Origin of the sequence: Rhodomicrobium sp. Az07 (assembly GCF_018619475.1) — a bacterium.
GTDB lineage: Bacteria > Pseudomonadota > Alphaproteobacteria > Rhizobiales > Rhodomicrobiaceae > Rhodomicrobium.
In genome coordinates, this window is record NZ_JAHFZG010000001.1 from 128,460 (window position 1) to 144,314 (window position 15,855).

15 protein-coding genes and 1 tRNA gene are annotated in these 15,855 nt (G+C 62.9%); 4 read left to right on the forward strand and 12 right to left on the reverse strand.

Translation table 11 applies throughout. The annotated features are described in order from the left end of the window. Positions 1-113: 113 nt before the first annotated feature. From phnC to mntR, 6 genes are all read right to left on the reverse strand, one after another. Positions 114-1,049, reverse strand: coding sequence for a phosphonate ABC transporter ATP-binding protein (gene phnC, locus KKP04_RS00525; RefSeq protein ID WP_215024959.1), 936 nt, complete (start codon positions 1,047-1,049; stop codon positions 114-116). A 20-nt stretch (positions 1,050-1,069) separates the two neighbouring features. Further along, positions 1,070-1,231, reverse strand: a complete 162-nt coding sequence (locus tag KKP04_RS00530; protein WP_215024960.1) for a hypothetical protein — start codon at positions 1,229-1,231, stop codon at positions 1,070-1,072. Positions 1,232-1,273: 42 nt separating this feature from the next. Beyond that, the gene (locus KKP04_RS00535; protein WP_215024963.1) at positions 1,274-2,521 is read right to left on the reverse strand and encodes a NupC/NupG family nucleoside CNT transporter; all 1,248 of its coding nucleotides are present in this window, start codon (positions 2,519-2,521) and stop codon (positions 1,274-1,276) included. Positions 2,522-2,858: 337 nt separating this feature from the next. After that, complete coding sequence (locus KKP04_RS00540) at positions 2,859-3,620, reverse strand: polysaccharide biosynthesis/export family protein (RefSeq protein WP_251133807.1); 762 nt, start codon at positions 3,618-3,620, stop codon at positions 2,859-2,861. Further along, positions 3,577-4,413 carry a tyrosine-protein phosphatase gene (locus KKP04_RS00545; RefSeq protein WP_215024966.1) on the reverse strand — a complete coding sequence of 279 codons (837 nt, stop codon included), beginning with the start codon at positions 4,411-4,413 and terminating at the stop codon, positions 3,577-3,579. The genes KKP04_RS00540 and KKP04_RS00545 overlap by 44 nt, the downstream gene beginning before the upstream one ends. Before the next feature lie 239 nt (positions 4,414-4,652). Further along, positions 4,653-5,102 (reverse strand): manganese-binding transcriptional regulator MntR, encoded by a 450-nt coding sequence (gene mntR / locus KKP04_RS00550; protein ID WP_215024977.1) that lies wholly within the window; start codon positions 5,100-5,102, stop codon positions 4,653-4,655. 227 nt (positions 5,103-5,329) lie between these two features. Here mntR and KKP04_RS00555 point away from each other — a divergent pair, with 227 nt between their 5' ends. From KKP04_RS00555 to KKP04_RS00565, 3 genes are all read left to right on the forward strand, one after another. Beyond that, positions 5,330-6,634: an Nramp family divalent metal transporter gene (locus KKP04_RS00555; protein WP_215024979.1), complete on the forward strand. Its 1,305-nt coding sequence runs from the start codon at positions 5,330-5,332 to the stop codon at positions 6,632-6,634. A 104-nt stretch (positions 6,635-6,738) separates the two neighbouring features. Continuing rightward, positions 6,739-6,813 (forward strand) — tRNA-Val (locus KKP04_RS00560). A 190-nt stretch (positions 6,814-7,003) separates the two neighbouring features. Beyond that, the gene (locus KKP04_RS00565; RefSeq protein ID WP_215024981.1) at positions 7,004-8,050 is read left to right on the forward strand and encodes a glycosyltransferase family 4 protein; all 1,047 of its coding nucleotides are present in this window, start codon (positions 7,004-7,006) and stop codon (positions 8,048-8,050) included. A gap of 7 nt (positions 8,051-8,057) precedes the next feature. Here KKP04_RS00565 and lpxB read toward each other — a convergent pair whose 3' ends face one another. The 5 genes from lpxB to KKP04_RS00590 form a co-directional block, all read right to left on the reverse strand. After that, the gene (gene lpxB, locus KKP04_RS00570; RefSeq protein WP_215024983.1) at positions 8,058-9,254 is read right to left on the reverse strand and encodes a lipid-A-disaccharide synthase; all 1,197 of its coding nucleotides are present in this window, start codon (positions 9,252-9,254) and stop codon (positions 8,058-8,060) included. A 122-nt stretch (positions 9,255-9,376) separates the two neighbouring features. Further along, complete coding sequence (locus KKP04_RS00575) at positions 9,377-10,216, reverse strand: hypothetical protein (protein WP_215024985.1); 840 nt, start codon at positions 10,214-10,216, stop codon at positions 9,377-9,379. Beyond that, positions 10,176-10,874, reverse strand: coding sequence for a TetR/AcrR family transcriptional regulator (locus KKP04_RS00580; RefSeq protein ID WP_215024988.1), 699 nt, complete (start codon positions 10,872-10,874; stop codon positions 10,176-10,178). The genes KKP04_RS00575 and KKP04_RS00580 overlap by 41 nt, the downstream gene beginning before the upstream one ends. A 12-nt stretch (positions 10,875-10,886) precedes the next feature. Beyond that, entirely contained in the window at positions 10,887-12,107 is a 1,221-nt protein-coding gene (locus KKP04_RS00585) for a patatin-like phospholipase family protein (RefSeq protein WP_215024990.1), read from the reverse strand. Positions 12,108-12,113: 6 nt separating this feature from the next. Further along, on the reverse strand, positions 12,114-12,587 hold the full coding sequence (locus tag KKP04_RS00590) for a phasin family protein (RefSeq protein WP_215024994.1): 474 nt from the start codon (positions 12,585-12,587) through the stop codon (positions 12,114-12,116). A 169-nt stretch (positions 12,588-12,756) separates the two neighbouring features. On the opposite strand from KKP04_RS00590, the gene KKP04_RS00595 reads away from it, so the two are divergent. Further along, positions 12,757-14,754: an SDR family oxidoreductase gene (locus tag KKP04_RS00595; RefSeq protein WP_215024999.1), complete on the forward strand. Its 1,998-nt coding sequence runs from the start codon at positions 12,757-12,759 to the stop codon at positions 14,752-14,754. 59 nt (positions 14,755-14,813) lie between these two features. Here the strand turns inward: KKP04_RS00595 and KKP04_RS00600 are convergent, their stop codons facing one another. Then, positions 14,814-15,854 (reverse strand): ParA family protein, encoded by a 1,041-nt coding sequence (locus tag KKP04_RS00600; RefSeq protein WP_215025002.1) that lies wholly within the window; start codon positions 15,852-15,854, stop codon positions 14,814-14,816. Between the last annotated feature and the right edge of the window lies 1 nt (position 15,855).

A 15,855-nucleotide genomic window follows, 5' to 3' on the forward strand; every position in this document is an offset into this window, starting at 1 on the left:
GTTGAGTCGCCGACCGGTGAATCCGTCTCTGAACTTCAAATACCGGTCGGGATGCGATGCAATCCGACCGGAACGGCTTCGGGCTGCGTATGCGACGGCTCTTCGCCTCGGTATCAAGCCGTCTGCCGGGCATCGATCTGCACCGGCGACGGGGATATCCTCAGCGAGGAAACTGCGGTTTCGGGTTCCGGAATCCCGTGGTTCAGCGATGTCGGTTGCGCGTGACTGGAGGGCGTGTCGAAGCCCGGCACGAAAAGCTGCTCGCTCTCTTCCCCGTAGATCTCGTTCAGGAAGTCGCGACTGAGCGCGGCGGACGGGCCGTCATAGACGATGGCGCCGTTTCTCAGCGCGATGGTCCTCGGGCAATATTTGATGGCGTACTCGACCTGATGCAGAGAGACGAGAACGGTGATGCCGTCCTCGCGGTTGAGGTCGGACAGGATGTTCATCACCCGCTTCGACGAGCTTGGATCGAGGGAAGCGAGCGGCTCGTCGGCGAGAAGAAGTTCCGCGCGCTGAACGAGCGTGCGCGCGATGGCGGCGCGTTGCTGCTGGCCGCCCGAGATATCGGAGCCGCGCTGTAGCGCAAACGGAGCTATGCCGACCCGGTCGAGCGCCTGCATGGCGATTCGCTTGTCTTCCATGCCAAAGTGTCCGCTTGCGCCCAGGAGCGTCCGCCGTTGGCCGAGGCTGCCGATGCAGACGTTCGTCAGGACCGAGAGGCGGGGAACGAGGTTGAATTGCTGGAAGATGACGCCCGTCCTTGCGCGGAGGGCCTTGGCGTGGCGGGTGACGCGGCCGTTTTCCTGCATCGGCACGCCGAAAAGGCGGACGACTCCGGACGCGCCGTCTCCATTCACAGGCGTTGCGTCGACCGGGATAAGGCCGCCGATGGTGCGGATGAGCGTCGACTTTCCGGAACCGGAAGCCCCGATCAGCGCGACCATTTCGCCGCGCTTCAGCGTGAAGCTGATATCGGAGAGCACGCGGGTCTGGCGGCTGAACGATTTCGAGATCCGGCAAACTTCCACGACGGTTTCGGTGCGCACAGGATGCCTCCAAGCCTTCCTCAGGCTGTAGCAGCGCCTTGTGACACGCGGATGAAGATGAATAACTGATTACGATGCAGCGCGCGGTTCTTCCGGCGCGGCGCGGTTTCGGGCTGCGCGCCTACAGCGTCGTGCCGCAAATCAGACGCGGCAAAACGATGTAAATCGTTGCTGTCGATCAACTTCTCTGCGTCAAATCGAGTCCGATTTAAACGCAGGCTGATCTAAACCAGCATGCCCACGACAGCCCCGCTCGACATCGTCGCCAGCGTGCCCGAAACGATGGACCTCGGCGCGAGTTCAACGATTTCGGACCGCCGCTCCGGCGCCATCACACTCATGCCACCGATCATGATGCCCGCGCTGCCGAAATTGGCGAAGCCGCACAGCGCGTAGGTCATGATCATTTTCGAGCGCGGGCTCAACGCGTCCGGCGAGAGCCGCGCGAGGTCGAGATAGGCCGCGAACTCGTTGACGACGGTTTTTGTCGCCATCAGGCCCGCCGCCGTGTCGAGTTCGCTGGCGCCGATGCCGATGGCCCAAAGAAGCGGCTTGAAGATGAACCCGAAAAGCTGTTGCAGCGTGAAGGCGCCGCCGCCCGGATAGGGAATGAGGCCGAGCGCGGCGTTGACGAGATGAACGAGCGCCACGAACACGATCAGCATTGCGATGATGCTGGCCACAAGAAAGATGCCGTCCGTCGTGCCGCGCGTGATCGCTTCGAGGGCGCTGGAGGGTGGATCGCTCTGTTCGAGTACGGCAGGCTCGCGCGCGCCAGCTTCGAACGGCACCATGATCGCGGCGATGGCGAGCGCGGCGGGCGTCGAAATCACCGAAGCGATGAGGATGTTGCCGAGCGCGCCCGGAATGACCGGGCCGAGCAGCGAGGCGTAGATCACCATCATGGTACCCGCGACGCCAGCCATGCCGCAACTCATCAGCGCGAAAAGCTCGCCGCGCGACATCCGCATGAGATAGGCGCGCACCAGCAGCGGCGCTTCGACCATGCCGACGAAAATATGGACCGCCGCGCCAAGCCCGAGCGCGCCGCCAATGCCGAGCGTGTTCCTCAGGATGAAGGCGAAACCGCCGACGATGCGCTGGAGAATGCCCAGATAGAGCATGAGGCTCGCCAGAGCGCTGATCACGAGCACGAGCGGAAATGCCTTGAACGCGAGGATGAAGCTTGCGCCGGGCGCCCCCTCGTTGAAGGGAAGCGGCCCGCCGCCGAGATAGCCGAACACGAGCGCGGTTCCGGCGTCGGTCGCGGTCTGAAGCGCGCCGACGGCATCGTTCAGCGTGGCGAAAACGGCGGTCGCGGGCGGGAACTCGATGAAGAGCACGGCGAGGGCGATCTGAAGCGCGATGCCGCCCGCCACGATCCGAAAGGGAGGGCGCCAGCGATTTTCGCTCAGGCACCAGGCCACCGCCAGCAACGCGGCAAGGCCCGCAAGTCCATGCACCACCTGCAAAGCGTAGCCCCCGACTTTTCCGGATCGATCGACCGGATTGCGACGACAACCCTTGAAGCCGCGCTTTCGGCTTCGTTTGCACATTTGCATAGGCCGCGCAATCCCCTGCGTCTTCCGGTGCGGGGCGCGCTGCGTGGGCGAACGCGACTTTGCCAGCGGTTTGTCAACGGGCGAGCGGGTTCAGCGCCGTCAGTGTCACGCTCTCAAGAAAACTCCGCGCCTCAGGAGCATGAGCAACCGATGATTGTCGTGAAGTTTCGAATTTGACATTTGATGACGGTGCCACCAGCAGGTTTGAATCAAATGCAAAATTCACCGCACCTAAAAATTCGCCGCACTACAGGATGGAAACCACGGTGGCGAGAGGCAGCATCTTGAGGAAGGTATTGAAGCCCTGCTTTATGTTTGAAGTGGGTACGATCACCACATCGCCCGATTGCAGGAGCGGATCTGCTGCGCTTCCGCTGCGTATGTCAGCCAAATCGTAGCGGATAGCCGATCGGTTTCCGTTGGTGGTGCGGAACACCACAACCGTTGAATCGGCGGACTCGTCGGAGCCGCCAGCCTGCGCCATGGCCTGGATCAGAGACAAGCCTCCAACCATGGGTACAACGCCCGGCTTCTTCACTGCGCCCTCTACAGTAACGCGCTGACTGTTGTACTCCTTCACGAATACGCTGATCTGGGGTTTCTGAAGATACTTCTCGCCGAGAAGCTGGGTCAGCTCCTGCTCGATTTCGCGCGCGGAGCGGCCACCCGCCTGGATTTCGCCCACAAGCGGATAGTTGATCGTTCCCGCTTCCGAAACCTGGACCGTCTTCGAAAGGTCGGGAACCTTGAAAACCGCGATTTCAAGGACGTCGAGAGGCCCCACCTTGTAGGATTTGCTCTTCGGATCGCTCATCGCGCTATAAGCGACGGTCGCCTCCCTGATCGAAGCGGAGCCCGCCAATTCCTTGGGCGACGGGCCATTGCTAGGCTCTTCCTTCTTGGCTGCGGCCGAATCGATCGCGGTCGGCGCACCGGTGAGCGACATCTTGCCCGCGGATGCGTCGTTAAGCGAGGAACCGCCGCATGCGCTCACGAAGGCCGCGGCCATGACCGGAGCCAGAAGTCTGAACAGCGCGCGCATCATGATCGTCCTCACTCGTAATTCCTTCAGGCTCCGGCAATTCGCCAGAACGCAGATTTTTCAGGACACCCAGGGGGCGGGCGAAGACCAAATTATATGCTTCGGTTTCACCGACGATTTTCGCCGCGGCCTCCCGACCGCGAAGAAGATCGGGGGGACGGGAGGTGTTGTCGTGTGCGTCGGTCGCAAGGATATGTGCGCGACCCTCTTCGAGCATGCGCTGCGCCCAGTAACGCGGGCGACGACCGAAACGCCCGAGAAGCGAACCGGCGGTCAGTTGCATCCACACTCCGCGGGCAACAAGCCGCTCGATGACATCGTATTTCCCTTCGATCCAGGTCAACCGCTCCGGATGCGTCAGGATGGGAACGTAACCGGCGACAAGAAGGCTGAAAAACAGGTCTTCGAGGCGCGCGGGCGCGATGTGGTGGGGAGGCTCGACCAGAACATAGGCCGTGTCGTCGAGCGACAGCAAATGCCCCCGGCGCAGCCCTTCGACGAAATCGGGAACGATGTGATTGTCCGCGCCCGTAGCGATGTGCAGCGGAATACCGGCTTCATCGAGACTGCGTTGCAGCGAAGCCGCCGCTTCCCGAATATCGGGACCGGTATTGTGATAAAGACCGGGCAGAATATGCGGGGTACACACAACGCAGAGCACACCCTGATCGACATAGGCGCGCGCCATCTCGAAGGACACCCCCATATTGGGCGAGCCATCGTCGAGCCCGGGCAGCAGGTGACTGTGAAGATCGAACATTCCGCTTAACGCTCGTTACGACTTTTGCAGAAATATTTTCAACGATTTCGAATAAGTGTCTATCGGGTTCGCCTTCCGTTTTCAAGCAAAGAGAAGCTCCCCGATCCGGAGCGGAGGCGAAAATCCCCAAGGAATTATAACGGCGCACAACCTGAGCGGGAGGATTTGGCGCCCTATTTCCGCCTCACTTCTCGTGGGGCTCGGGCCTGGATGGCTTCTTCCCAACGAAAATGCGGCGCCTATGCCGTCCGCCGTGCTGTGAATTCACGAAACACCTCGAGCGTCTCGGCACTCACGTGATGCTCGATGCCCTCGGCATCGCGGCGCGCCGTTTCCGGCGAAATGCCGAGCGCCAGCAGAAACGCCTCGACCACGCGATGCCGCTCGCGCGCTTCCGAGGCGAGGTTTTTTCCAACCGCCGTGAGGAACACGCCCCGGTAGGGCTGCTGAATGACGAAGCCTTCCTCGATCAGCCGTTTTAGCATTTTCGCGACCGTCGGCTGCGCCACGCCGAGCCGCTCGGCAATATCCACCTGTCGCGCCTCGCCCCGCGCGGCGATCAGATCGTCGATCAACTCGACATAATCTTCCACGATCTCAAGGCGGTGCGCGCGTCGCGTTTCGCGGAAGCTGGCCGACTGGACATCGGCATCGATAAGGGGAGTGCTGTCTGTTTTCTCTGAGGCCATGTCGGTCCGGCGAAAAGTGAAGATTCTCGATCCTAGAACGGTGCGCGCGAAAGCGGAATCGTTTTGACGACGCGGCCGAACGCCTGGCCAGTTACCGCGTTCCGCGCGGCGGGGGAGACCGGAACCCTTTCCCTCACCGGAAATTGTTCTCTGCGGCGCGCAAAGAGCGTTGCGGACCCGCCGCACCCTGGTATAGCATAAGCTATACTTCATAGGGGGAGAGATGAATGGCTTCCGACGCATCATTTCCGATCGATAATGCGCCCGCTTCCGGCGGCATGTCGCATGCTGCGCTGAGGGAAGCCATCGCCGGAAAGCGCGGGAGGCTTGTCACCGGGTGGCTGTTCACCGGCCCCGCCGTCGTCGCCTCGATCGCCTATATCGACCCCGGCAACTTCGCGACCAACATCCAGGCGGGCGCGAAATACGGCTATACGCTCCTGTGGGTGGTGCTCTCGGCGAACCTCATCGCGATGCTTTTTCAAGCGATGTCCGCGAAGCTCGGCATCGTCACCGGGCGCAACCTCGCCGAACTCTCGCGCGACCGTTTTCCGTGGCCGCTCGCCCTTGTGATGTGGATCGTGAGCGAAATCGCGGCCATCGCCACCGACCTTGCCGAATTCCTCGGCGGCGCCATCGGCTTCTCGCTGCTGTTCGGCCTGTCGCTCGTAACCGGCATGGCGGCGACCGCTGTCATCACCTATGGCATCCTCATGTTCAACGGCGAGCGCTTCCGGCGCGTCGAACTCGTGATCGGCATGTTCGTCGCCGTCATCGGCGTCTGCTATGTCGTCGAACTGTTCATCGCGCCCGTAAACTGGGGCGGGGCGGCGGCGGGCCTTGTGACGCCGCAGATCGTCGACGCGGACGCGCTGCTGATCGCGGTCGGCATCGTCGGCGCGACCGTCATGCCGCATGCAATCTACCTGCACTCCGCGCTGACGCAGTCACGAGGCGTGCTCACCTCCGACGCAGAGCGCGAACGCGTGCTCCGCTTCTCGAACCGCGAAGTGATGATCGCGCTGGCGGCGGCAGGCGTCGTCAACATGGCGATGGTGATCATGGCGGCGGCGGCATTCAACGCGGGGCATTCGGACGTCGCCGAGATCGAGACCGCCTATCACATGCTGACGCCGCTGCTCGGCGGCGCAGCCGCGACCGCGTTTCTCGTCTCGCTGCTGGCCTCGGGCGTATCGAGTTCCGTGGTCGGCACCATGGCTGGGCAGGTCATCATGCAGGGCTTCTTCCGCCGCCGCATCCCGATCTGGCTGCGCCGCCTCGTGACCATGGTGCCGGCCTTCGCCATCGTCGCGCTGGGCGTCGGCGCTACCGAGGCGCTCGTGATGAGCCAGGTAGTCCTGAGCCTCGCGCTGCCCTTCCCCATGATCGCCCTCATCGTGCTGTCGAGCGACCGCAAGCTGATGGGCCGCTTCGCCAATGGGCGCATGACGAAGATCGCGGCTTTGACCGGCGCGGCCGTCATCCTGTTGCTGAACGCGGTGCTGCTGTATCAGACCGCTTTCGGGGGTTGAGGCCGATTTCGCGCCCCCTACGGAAGAAAGGCTTGACGAATCCGGGCCGGTTCGTTGTCTATGGAGGTGCGGCGCGTCCCCGCCGGGGCGCGCTTGCGTTCTCCGCGCGTGTAGCTCAGCGGTAGAGCATCCCGTTTACACCGGGACGGTCGGGAGTTCGATCCTCTCCGCGCGCACCATATCAGACTCCTGGCCGAAACCCGCCGGAGTACCACCCGACGATCCACGCCTTTTCGTGGGCAAGCCGTGCCGCCCGCCATTCAACGATTGCCCAGGCCGCCGCGATCTGAGAAGGATCGACAGGCGCGGCATAGGCATCGCTTCGCCGCCCGGCTTTCGCCTTCAACCTGCCCCTTGCGGAGTGCCCGGATGATCGTACTCCTGACGCAGTGCTTCCCGCCCGACATCGGCGGGATCGAAACGTTGATGGGCCAACTCGCGCGGGCACTGCACGAGGCGGGCGAGCCGGTCACGGTGCTGGCCGATCGAATCCGCGGCGGCGCGCCCGAACCCGCCTGGCCGTTCGAGGTGAAGCGTTTCGGCGGGCCGCGTCCGTGGCGGCGCTGGCGAAAATCGCGCGCGCTGGCGGCGATGAAAAATCCCGAAATCATCGCGGACAGCTGGAAGTCGCTTGAGGCGCTGCCGGACGGCTCCCGCGCGGCATTCGTGTTCGCGCATGGCAACGAAGCGCTTCGCCGCGATGGGAAACGGGGCGAGCGCCTGCGCGTCGCGCTTGAGCGCGCGCACAGCGTGGCCGCCAATTCCCGTTACACCGCCGGGCTGCTGGCGGGGCAGCATCCCGATATTCAGGTCGTGAACTTGCCCGTTCGCCGCCCCGGCCCGACGGAAGAGGCGGCCCGGCATGGAAATCACATCGTCAGCGTCGGTCGGCTTGAGCCGCGCAAGGGCATGGACATGGTCATCCGCGCGCTGCCCGACCTGCCGCAGGCGCGCTACACCGTGGTCGGCGACGGTGCCGACCGGCCGCGACTGGAAAGCCTCGCGAGCGAGCTTGGCGTTCAGGACCGCGTCGTGTTCACGGGCGCGGTGGACGAGGTGCGCAGGTCCGCCCTGTTGTCAGTCGCCGACATTTTCGCGATGCCAGCAAGGCGCGAGGCCGCTTCCGTCGAGGGATATGGGCTTGTCTATCTCGAAGCGGCCTGGTTTTCGCTGCCGAGCATCGCGGGGCGCGAAGGCGGCGCGCCGGACGCCGTGCTCGACGGCGAGACCGGACTTCTGGTGGACGGCGCGGACGCGGGCGCGGTGCGCGATGCGTTGGCGCGTCTCATCGACGATGCGCAATTGCGGGCGGCGCTTGGAAATGCGGCCCGCGAGAGGGTTGAGACGCTCACCTGGGAAGCCGTGCTTCCACGCTATCTTGCGCTTCTGCGCACGGCTCCGGCTTACGTAAGATAGCGTCGCGTTACGCTGCGGCGGCGCGGGCGGGTGCGCCGTCGAGCACGGACAGCACAACCTCTGCCGCCTTCGCGCTTGGCGTGCCTTGCGTGAGGAACATGCGCTCGCGGATCCTTGCCAGCGCGGCGAGTTGCGCCGCGCGCTCCGGCGTGTCGCCGCAGAGCAGCGGTGCGAGCGCATCGGCGAGCTTCGGTGCGGTGCAATCCTCCTGAAGCAATTCGGGGAATGCGTTTTCGCCGAGCACAAGGTTCGCCAGCACCACCGAATGCACCTTGAGCAGGAAGCGAAGCTGCGCGGCGAACGGATCGACGCGATAGGCGACCACCATCGGCGTTCCCGCTACGCCGAGTTCGAGCGTCACCGTGCCGGACGCCGCCAGCGCCGCATCCGCGAGCCGGAACGCGGTGAACTTGTCCTCGTCGCCTTCGAGAAGGTGCGGCTTGTTCGGCCAGCCCGCGATGGCTTCCTCGATCATGCCGCGCACATGCGGCACGGCGGGCAGCAGCATGGAGAACGGCCCGATCTTCTGGCCGAGCGCCAGCACCGTTTCGCCGAACGGCTGCATCAGGCGCGACACTTCGGACGTGCGGCTGCCCGGAAGCGCGAGCAGCACAGGTTTGCCCGGCGCGATGCCGAGGCGCGAGCGAAACCGATCTGTGTCGAGACTGTCGATCCACGGCGCGCGCTCGATCAGCGGATGGCCCACATAGGAGCACGGCGGGCCGCCGAGCCGCTCATGCGCGGCGGGCTCGAACGGCAGGAGCGCAAGCAGGTGATCCACATAGGGCCGCATCTTTTTCGCGCGCCCGGGCCGCCACGCCCACACGCTCGGGCTGACATAATCCACAATCGGGATATCGGGCCGCTGGCGGCGGATACGCTTCGCGATCGGATGTGTGAATTCCGGGCTGTCGACGATGATGACGGCATGCGGATTATAGGCGAGCGCGGCGTCCACCGCGCGCCAGACGCGCCGCACGAGCTTCGGCAGCCGCGCGAGAATCGCGACCGGTCCCATCACGGCGACGTCCGACAGCGGGAAGATCGAGGCGAGTCCCGCCTCGTGCATGCGCTCGCCGCCGACGCCCGCGAACTCGAACGCGCCTTCGCCCGCCAGCGCCTTCAGCGCTTCCATGAGCTTCGCGCCCAGCACGTCGCCCGAGTGTTCGCCCGCGACGATAAAGATGCGCCTTGCCTCGGCCATGCGTCCCTCCGGTCAGCTTCGGCGTCACCCTACGCTGTGATTTCGGGCTGTCATGTGGCAAGCGGCGCCGCCCTCCAAAGGAAGCGGCGGCGCCTTCCGGAAAACAGCGCCGCCCCCGTCCATCAGTCCGCGATCTCCGCCTTCGCGAGTTCCACGTCGAGCCACTCCATCGCGTCGACGGGCTCGAAACCCGCCGCCTGCTCGTAGTGCTGCGTCGCCTCGGCGAGCTTCGCCTTGCCGAACAGCATCGCGAGCCCGTTCGCGCACTCGATGTGCGCAACGGCGTAATCGGGCGCAAGCTTCAGCGCGGCCTCGTAATGCTCAAGCGCGGCGTCCTTGGTCGCGCCGAAGGTGAGGCGGGCCGCCATGCCGCCGACCTTGTTCACGACGTTCGCATGGAAGGCGCCGAGCGCGATATGCGCATCCACGTGCTTCGGCTCGATCGCGAGCGCGCGTTCCAGCGCCGCCTTGATCTTGCCGCCATGGCCTTCCGCCAGCGCCTTCGCGACCGAGATGCCCTGGCTGTAGCGGCCGAGCGCCTGCGCATAGAGATACCAGGCGTTCGCGAGGTTCGGCGCGGCCTTCTGCAAGGCTTCCGCACGGTGGACGACATCGAGAAACAGCGCGAGCTTCGCGTCGTGATCGCGTTCGAGATAGGTGGCCTGGATGTTCTCGGCCTTGTTCGCCACGTTCGCGCCGATCAGGCCGAGCGATCCGCCCAGCATGAAAGCGTCCTCGAAATCGCCCCGATGATACGCCCGCCATGCATCTTGAAGGATCGCCGCCGTGTCGCCCGCGTCTCCGTCCGATGCAAGGGCGGCATGCGCTTTCACGAACGTCGCGTCCGGAAACGGCTCGCGGTCGCCGCGATGCAGCCGCGCCCAGTTCTTTTTCAGCAACTGACTTGAATATTCGAATGTTTCACCTTCGTAGCGCTTCCACTTTGTTTTTTTCGCCATCATTTTTGTTTCCTCCCTTTTTTATATAGTGCCCTGAAAGCTTGTCGAAATGAGCGCGCTCCTCTTCGCGCAAGTATGGCCCAGCCAGAGAAAGACAGCGCGCCACGCCTCTGGCCAGCGTGTCGCCGTCCGGCTCGGCGCGGGGGTTGAGAACGTAAGCGTGACACAGCCACCACGTCGCGACAAACGCCATGCGCTCGGCCAATGCGTGCGTCTCGGTGGCGTCTACACCGAGCGCGCCCGTCTCCGCAAGGCCGGAGAGAAGCGCTTCAGCCGTGCGCGTCTGCTCCTCGATCACGCGCCGGATCTGCTTTTCGATGACCCGGTGGCGGGACAGAAGCTCGATCAGGTCGCGATACAGGAAGCGGTGCCGAAGGATCGTCTCGAATGTGAGATGCAGAAAAAGCCAAAGGTCGTCCGCCTCGACGGGCCGGCCTTCAGGCAGCGCGAATGTCGGTTCGATCTCCACGAGAAAATCGTGAACCAGATCGTCGACGATCTTTTCTTTCGAGGGATAGTGATATTGCAGATTGCCGTGGCTGATGCCGACATCGGCGGCGATGGCGGAAAGCGTCACGTTGGGCTCGCCGAACCGGTTGAAAAGCAGAAGCGCGGCGTTGCGGATGCGTTCGCGCGTCTGGCGTTTCGGCTTGCGCTCCATCGCGGGCCGCTCCTACGGCCCGTCTGCGGCGCGAAGCGCGGGTTCTAGCCTCGCCAGCGCGTCCGTCAAGTCCTGCAAGGCCGTGCCGAGGCGCCCGCCGATGTTTTCCGGCGGCAGAAGCGTGAGGCTCGTGTCGCGCAGCACCGCCTCGTTCAGCGAAAGCCCATGCCTTGCGAGAATCGGCTTCAACTTCGATGCCCGCGCGCGAAGATCGGCCCGGGTTTGCTGATAGGCGTGCTCGCACAGCCGCCGCCGGTCCGCATAGCTGAAGACGTTGCTGAAAAAGATCGTGGCGTCGTCGCGGCGCGGCTCGAACAGGACGATGTCGGCCTCGGGATATTCGTGCCGGTAGCGGTCCATGCCGACCTTCATGCGCGAATAGATGAGTGATCGGATGGTTTGCGACATGATGGTGACGAAACCGCCCTCGGCGAGGCTCTTGATGTCGACATCCGGATGCGGATCGTCCGCCTTGAACGGCACGAGCGGATTGATCGCGAACAGGAGGCGCACGCCGTCCCGAAGCGCGGCTGAGGCGTGAAGCGTCTTTTGCAGCGCGCCGTCGACATAATAGCGGCCGTCGATCAGGACCGGCGGAAAGAAGCCCGGCAGCGCAGCGCTCGCCTGCACCGCGCTCGAAATGCGCACATGGTCGAAGCCTTCCGCGCCGAAGGTCACGAGTTCGGAGCGGTCCAGATCGGTGGCGACGATGTAAAGCTTGCGCTTCAACTCGCGGAAATCGTCCGTGTGGCCGGGAACGGCGGCGAGCCTTTGCAGATAATCGCGGATGGGCGTGCTGTCGAAAAGACCGCCCGGCAGCGCCTGCGCAAGCCGCTGGAACGATTCCACCACGCGGCGCCGATTCGTGCCGCGCATATAATCGGCGACCGCCGACGCGAACAGCGGCGGCAGCATCGCGAGGCGTTTGGCATACTCGCCGAACGCCGGTCTCATGAGAACTTCCGGCTCAAAAGGGTCGTCGGCGCGGTCGGTCTCTATGAAAAGCTCATGCATGTCGCGCGGCGTGAGGCCGTTCGCGAGCCCGGCCGCGAAAAACGCGCCCGCGCTCACGCCGACATAGACGTCGCACTCTGTCAGGCGAAGGCCGCAGATCGTCTCGTCGAGCGCGACGAGCGCGCCGACTTCATAAATGCCGCCGAGAGGGCCTCCGCCCGCGAGCGCAACGCCCGTCCGCGGCGGCTCGGCGCGGACGCTTCCGGTTTTAATGGCCATGGCGCATCAGGAATGCGCGCGGGGCGATGCCTTCTTGGTGGCCGGCTTCGAGGCATCCTCGGCGGCTTCTCCGGTCTTGCCGCCGTCGCTGTCCTCGTCGAGTTTCGCCGAAAGCTTTTCAGCCACCTTCGTGAGTTCATGGACCCGCTTCGAGAGCGCGTCGATGTCGTGCTTCGTCGGCACGTCGAGGCTGTGCAGCGCGCGGGCGACGCGGTCGACGAAAACCTGTTCGAGCTTGTCCCAGGTGCCGGTCGCCTTCGACTTCACGTCGCCGATGGCTTCCTGCGCCTGCTTCGACGTGCGGTTCTGCACCGCCTCGCCTTCCTTCACCAGCGCTTCGAAGAGCTTTCCGCCTTCTTCCTGCGCCTTGGCGAATGCGCCGAGGCCCGCGAGCCAGATGTTCGCGGCGGAATCGCGGATCGTCTGAACGAGGTGGGTTTCGCTGCCGTCGCCGGCGAGTTCGTTGAGTTTCTTTCCCATTTTATCCTCCCATTCCCTTCGCTATGCGAATGGTCTTATGTATTCGTATTGTAATGTGCGCGGCCTGAAAGTCGATTGACCTCAATCAAAACACTCTAGGCCGTTCTGCCTAATTATTTAGTGGAGCGGGCGACGGCGGGGGAACATGCCGCGTCCGAGGGAGGGTTCCATGATCTATTTCGTCACGGGGGCGAGCGGCTTCATCGGCAAGCGGCTCGTCAAGACGTTGTTGTCCCGGACCGATGCGACCGTCTACTTTCTGATGCGCAGCCCGGACCCGGCACGGGCGGATGCCCTTCGCGGATATTGGGGGGTAACGGCGAAGCGTGCCGTGGCTGTCCAGGGCGATCTCTTGAAGCCAAGCCTCGGCGTGTCGGCCAAGGACACGCGCGGGCTGAAGGGCAAGGTGGACCATATCTTCCATCTCGCCGCCGTCTACGATCTCGACGCCGACGCCGAAATCGAGATGCGCACCAACATCGAGGGCACGCGCAATGCGGTCCGCTTCGCGGAAACGCTCGGCGCGCGGCACTTCCACCAAATGAGTTCCATCGCCGCCGCGGGCCTCTATGAAGGCACGTTCCGCGAGGACATGTTCGAGGAAGCGCGCGGTCTCGATCACCCCTATTACGCGAGCAAGCACGAATCCGAGGGCGTCGTGCGCCGCGAATGCTCGGTGCCGTGGCGCGTCTACCGGCCGGGCATCGTGGTGGGCGATTCGAAGACCGGCGAAATGGACAAGATCGACGGGCCTTATTACTTCTTCGGCCTCATCAAGAAAATTCGGGGCGCTGTGCCGCCATGGATGCCGCTCGTCGGCCTCGAAGGCGGGCGCATCAACATCGTGCCCGTCGATTTCGTCGTCGCAGCCCTCGACCATATCGCGCATCAGCCGGGGCTCGACGGCCGCGCCTTCCACCTGACCGACCCGCATCCGCATCGCGTCGGCGACGTGATGAACATCTTCGCCCATGCGGGCCACGCGCCCGACATCAGCATGCGCGTCAATGTGGGGCTCCTGCGCCTCGTTCCGCCGGGCCTCAAGGCGGGGCTGTCGTCGATGCCGGTGCTGCGCCGCCTGCAAGCCGCGCTTCGCAAGGAACTCGCGCTGCCGAAGGACGTCTTCACCTTCCTCAATTACCCCACGCGCTTCGATTCGAGCGAGACGCAGGCGATCCTCGAACCGGCAGGCATTACGGTGCCGCGCCTCGACGATTACGCCGCCGCGATCTGGGACTACTGGGAGCGCAAGCTCGATCCCGATCTCATGACGGCGAAGACGCTGCGCAAGAAGCTGGCGGGCAAGGTCGTGCTCATCACCGGCGGCTCGTCCGGCATCGGCAAGGCCACGGCGATGAAGCTCGCGGGCGCGGGCGCAACCGTGCTGATCGTCGCGCGCGATCCGGTGAAGCTCGAAGCCGCGCGCGAGGAAGCCGCCGCGAAGGGGCTTACGCTCCACACCTACGCCGCCGACGTGACGCACGCCGATCAATGCGACGCGCTGGTGAAGCAGGTGCTCGGCGAGCATGCGCGCGTCGACGTGCTCATCAACAACGCGGGCCGCTCGATCCGGCGCGCTGTCGCCGATTCCTGCGACCGGATGCACGATTTCGAACGCACCATGCAGGTGAATTATTTCGGCGCGGTTCGGCTGACGCTCGGCCTCCTGCCGTCGATGGCGGAGAAGGGCGACGCGCATGTCATCAACATTTCGTCCATCGGCGTTCTGACGAGCGCGCCGCGCTTCTCGGCCTATATCGCCTCAAAAGCCGCGCTCGAAGCCTGGACGCGCGCGGCGGCGGCCGAGTATTTCGAGAAGGGCGTTCATTTCACGGTGGTGAACTTCCCGCTCGTGCGCACGCCGATGATCTCGCCGACGAAGATCTACGACCACGCCGCCGTGCTGACGCCGGATCAGGCGGCGGAGATGCTGGCCGAAGCGATCATGCATCGCCCGGCGCGCGTGGCCACAGGCCTCGGCGTGTTCGGCGGCCTCGTCGGCGCGACCGCGCCCCGGCTCGGCCTGCTTGTCAACAGCGTGCTGTTCCAGCTCTTCCCCGACACGGCGGCGAAAGGAAACGGCGCCGCCGCCGACCGCGCGCCCGAGCAGCACCTCACCGCCGAGCAGGTCGCGTTCTCGACGCTGTTTCCGGGGATTCATGTGTAGCGGGGAAATTAAAAAGTGCTCATACCTCTGTCATCGATACGCGCTAGGGAGGCGGTTGATTAAAGTATATCAGTTAGATATTCTAACTCTCGTTTGTATTTTACCTGAGACTTATTTACTTGAAGCCTCTTTCCGTCAATTGTTGTGAAGGTTCCAACCTGAAGCATCGGTATTGGTATTGACTGCGCGCCGCTTATGCGGCCAGCGGACATGAAATCATCTGTAATGGCAAAGGCATCTGCGGGATCATTATAATCAAATAACTGTGGATATTTTGCTGTAATATTATAGGCTCGCTCAACGTACATGCGCGATGCGAGATCCTTCACGCCCTTCTTTGGGCTGCGAGCACCGACCATTGTCATGACAATCGCTGCAATTTTCGGCGAAGGAAGGCCACCAGCTCTATCCGACCACATATTATAGTCACTGTCTTTGTCAGCCAACATTTTGAGTGTAAGTTCAAGCGAATCTATCGAATGCTCATCGACTCGAACAGGAATAATTATTGCGTCAGAGGCGCACCAAGCTAAGTGTGTTGCTCCTGCGTAAAAAGGGCTGCAGTCCATGAGACACACAGAACACGATTTATCTTCCATTTCCGCGTTTATTATTTCACCCAGACTAAGCAAGATATTTTTAACGGCTTTTTTGTTAGATGCCGCCATTGCTTGCTGCAATTGCTGGTAAAGAGAGGAAGGAAATGAGAACAAGTCTCCATCTCCTGCTACGAGATAACTTTTTTTGCCCCCTTTAAAATTATCATTTAGCTTGCTTAGACGATATGAAATATCCTCAGGGGTAACGCCAAACGCTGGTCCAAGTACTTTTGGGCGCATTGCATCGGCAATTGTGACAGAAAGATTTTTGCTACGAGTAATTGATTCAGTAAGATTTCTTTGGGGGCAAAGATCCAATACAAGAGTGCTCATCTGCCTTGAAAATGTATATGCTAGATTAAACGATATCGTGGATTTTCCGATTCCTCCACGCAAATTTGAAATTGCATAGCGAGAATACTTAAATCCTTCGTTTGGTGTCCAGCTTTCCTCAAGAGAACGGTCATGGTTTTGTATTATGCGATCTAAGCCTGTCGTCATG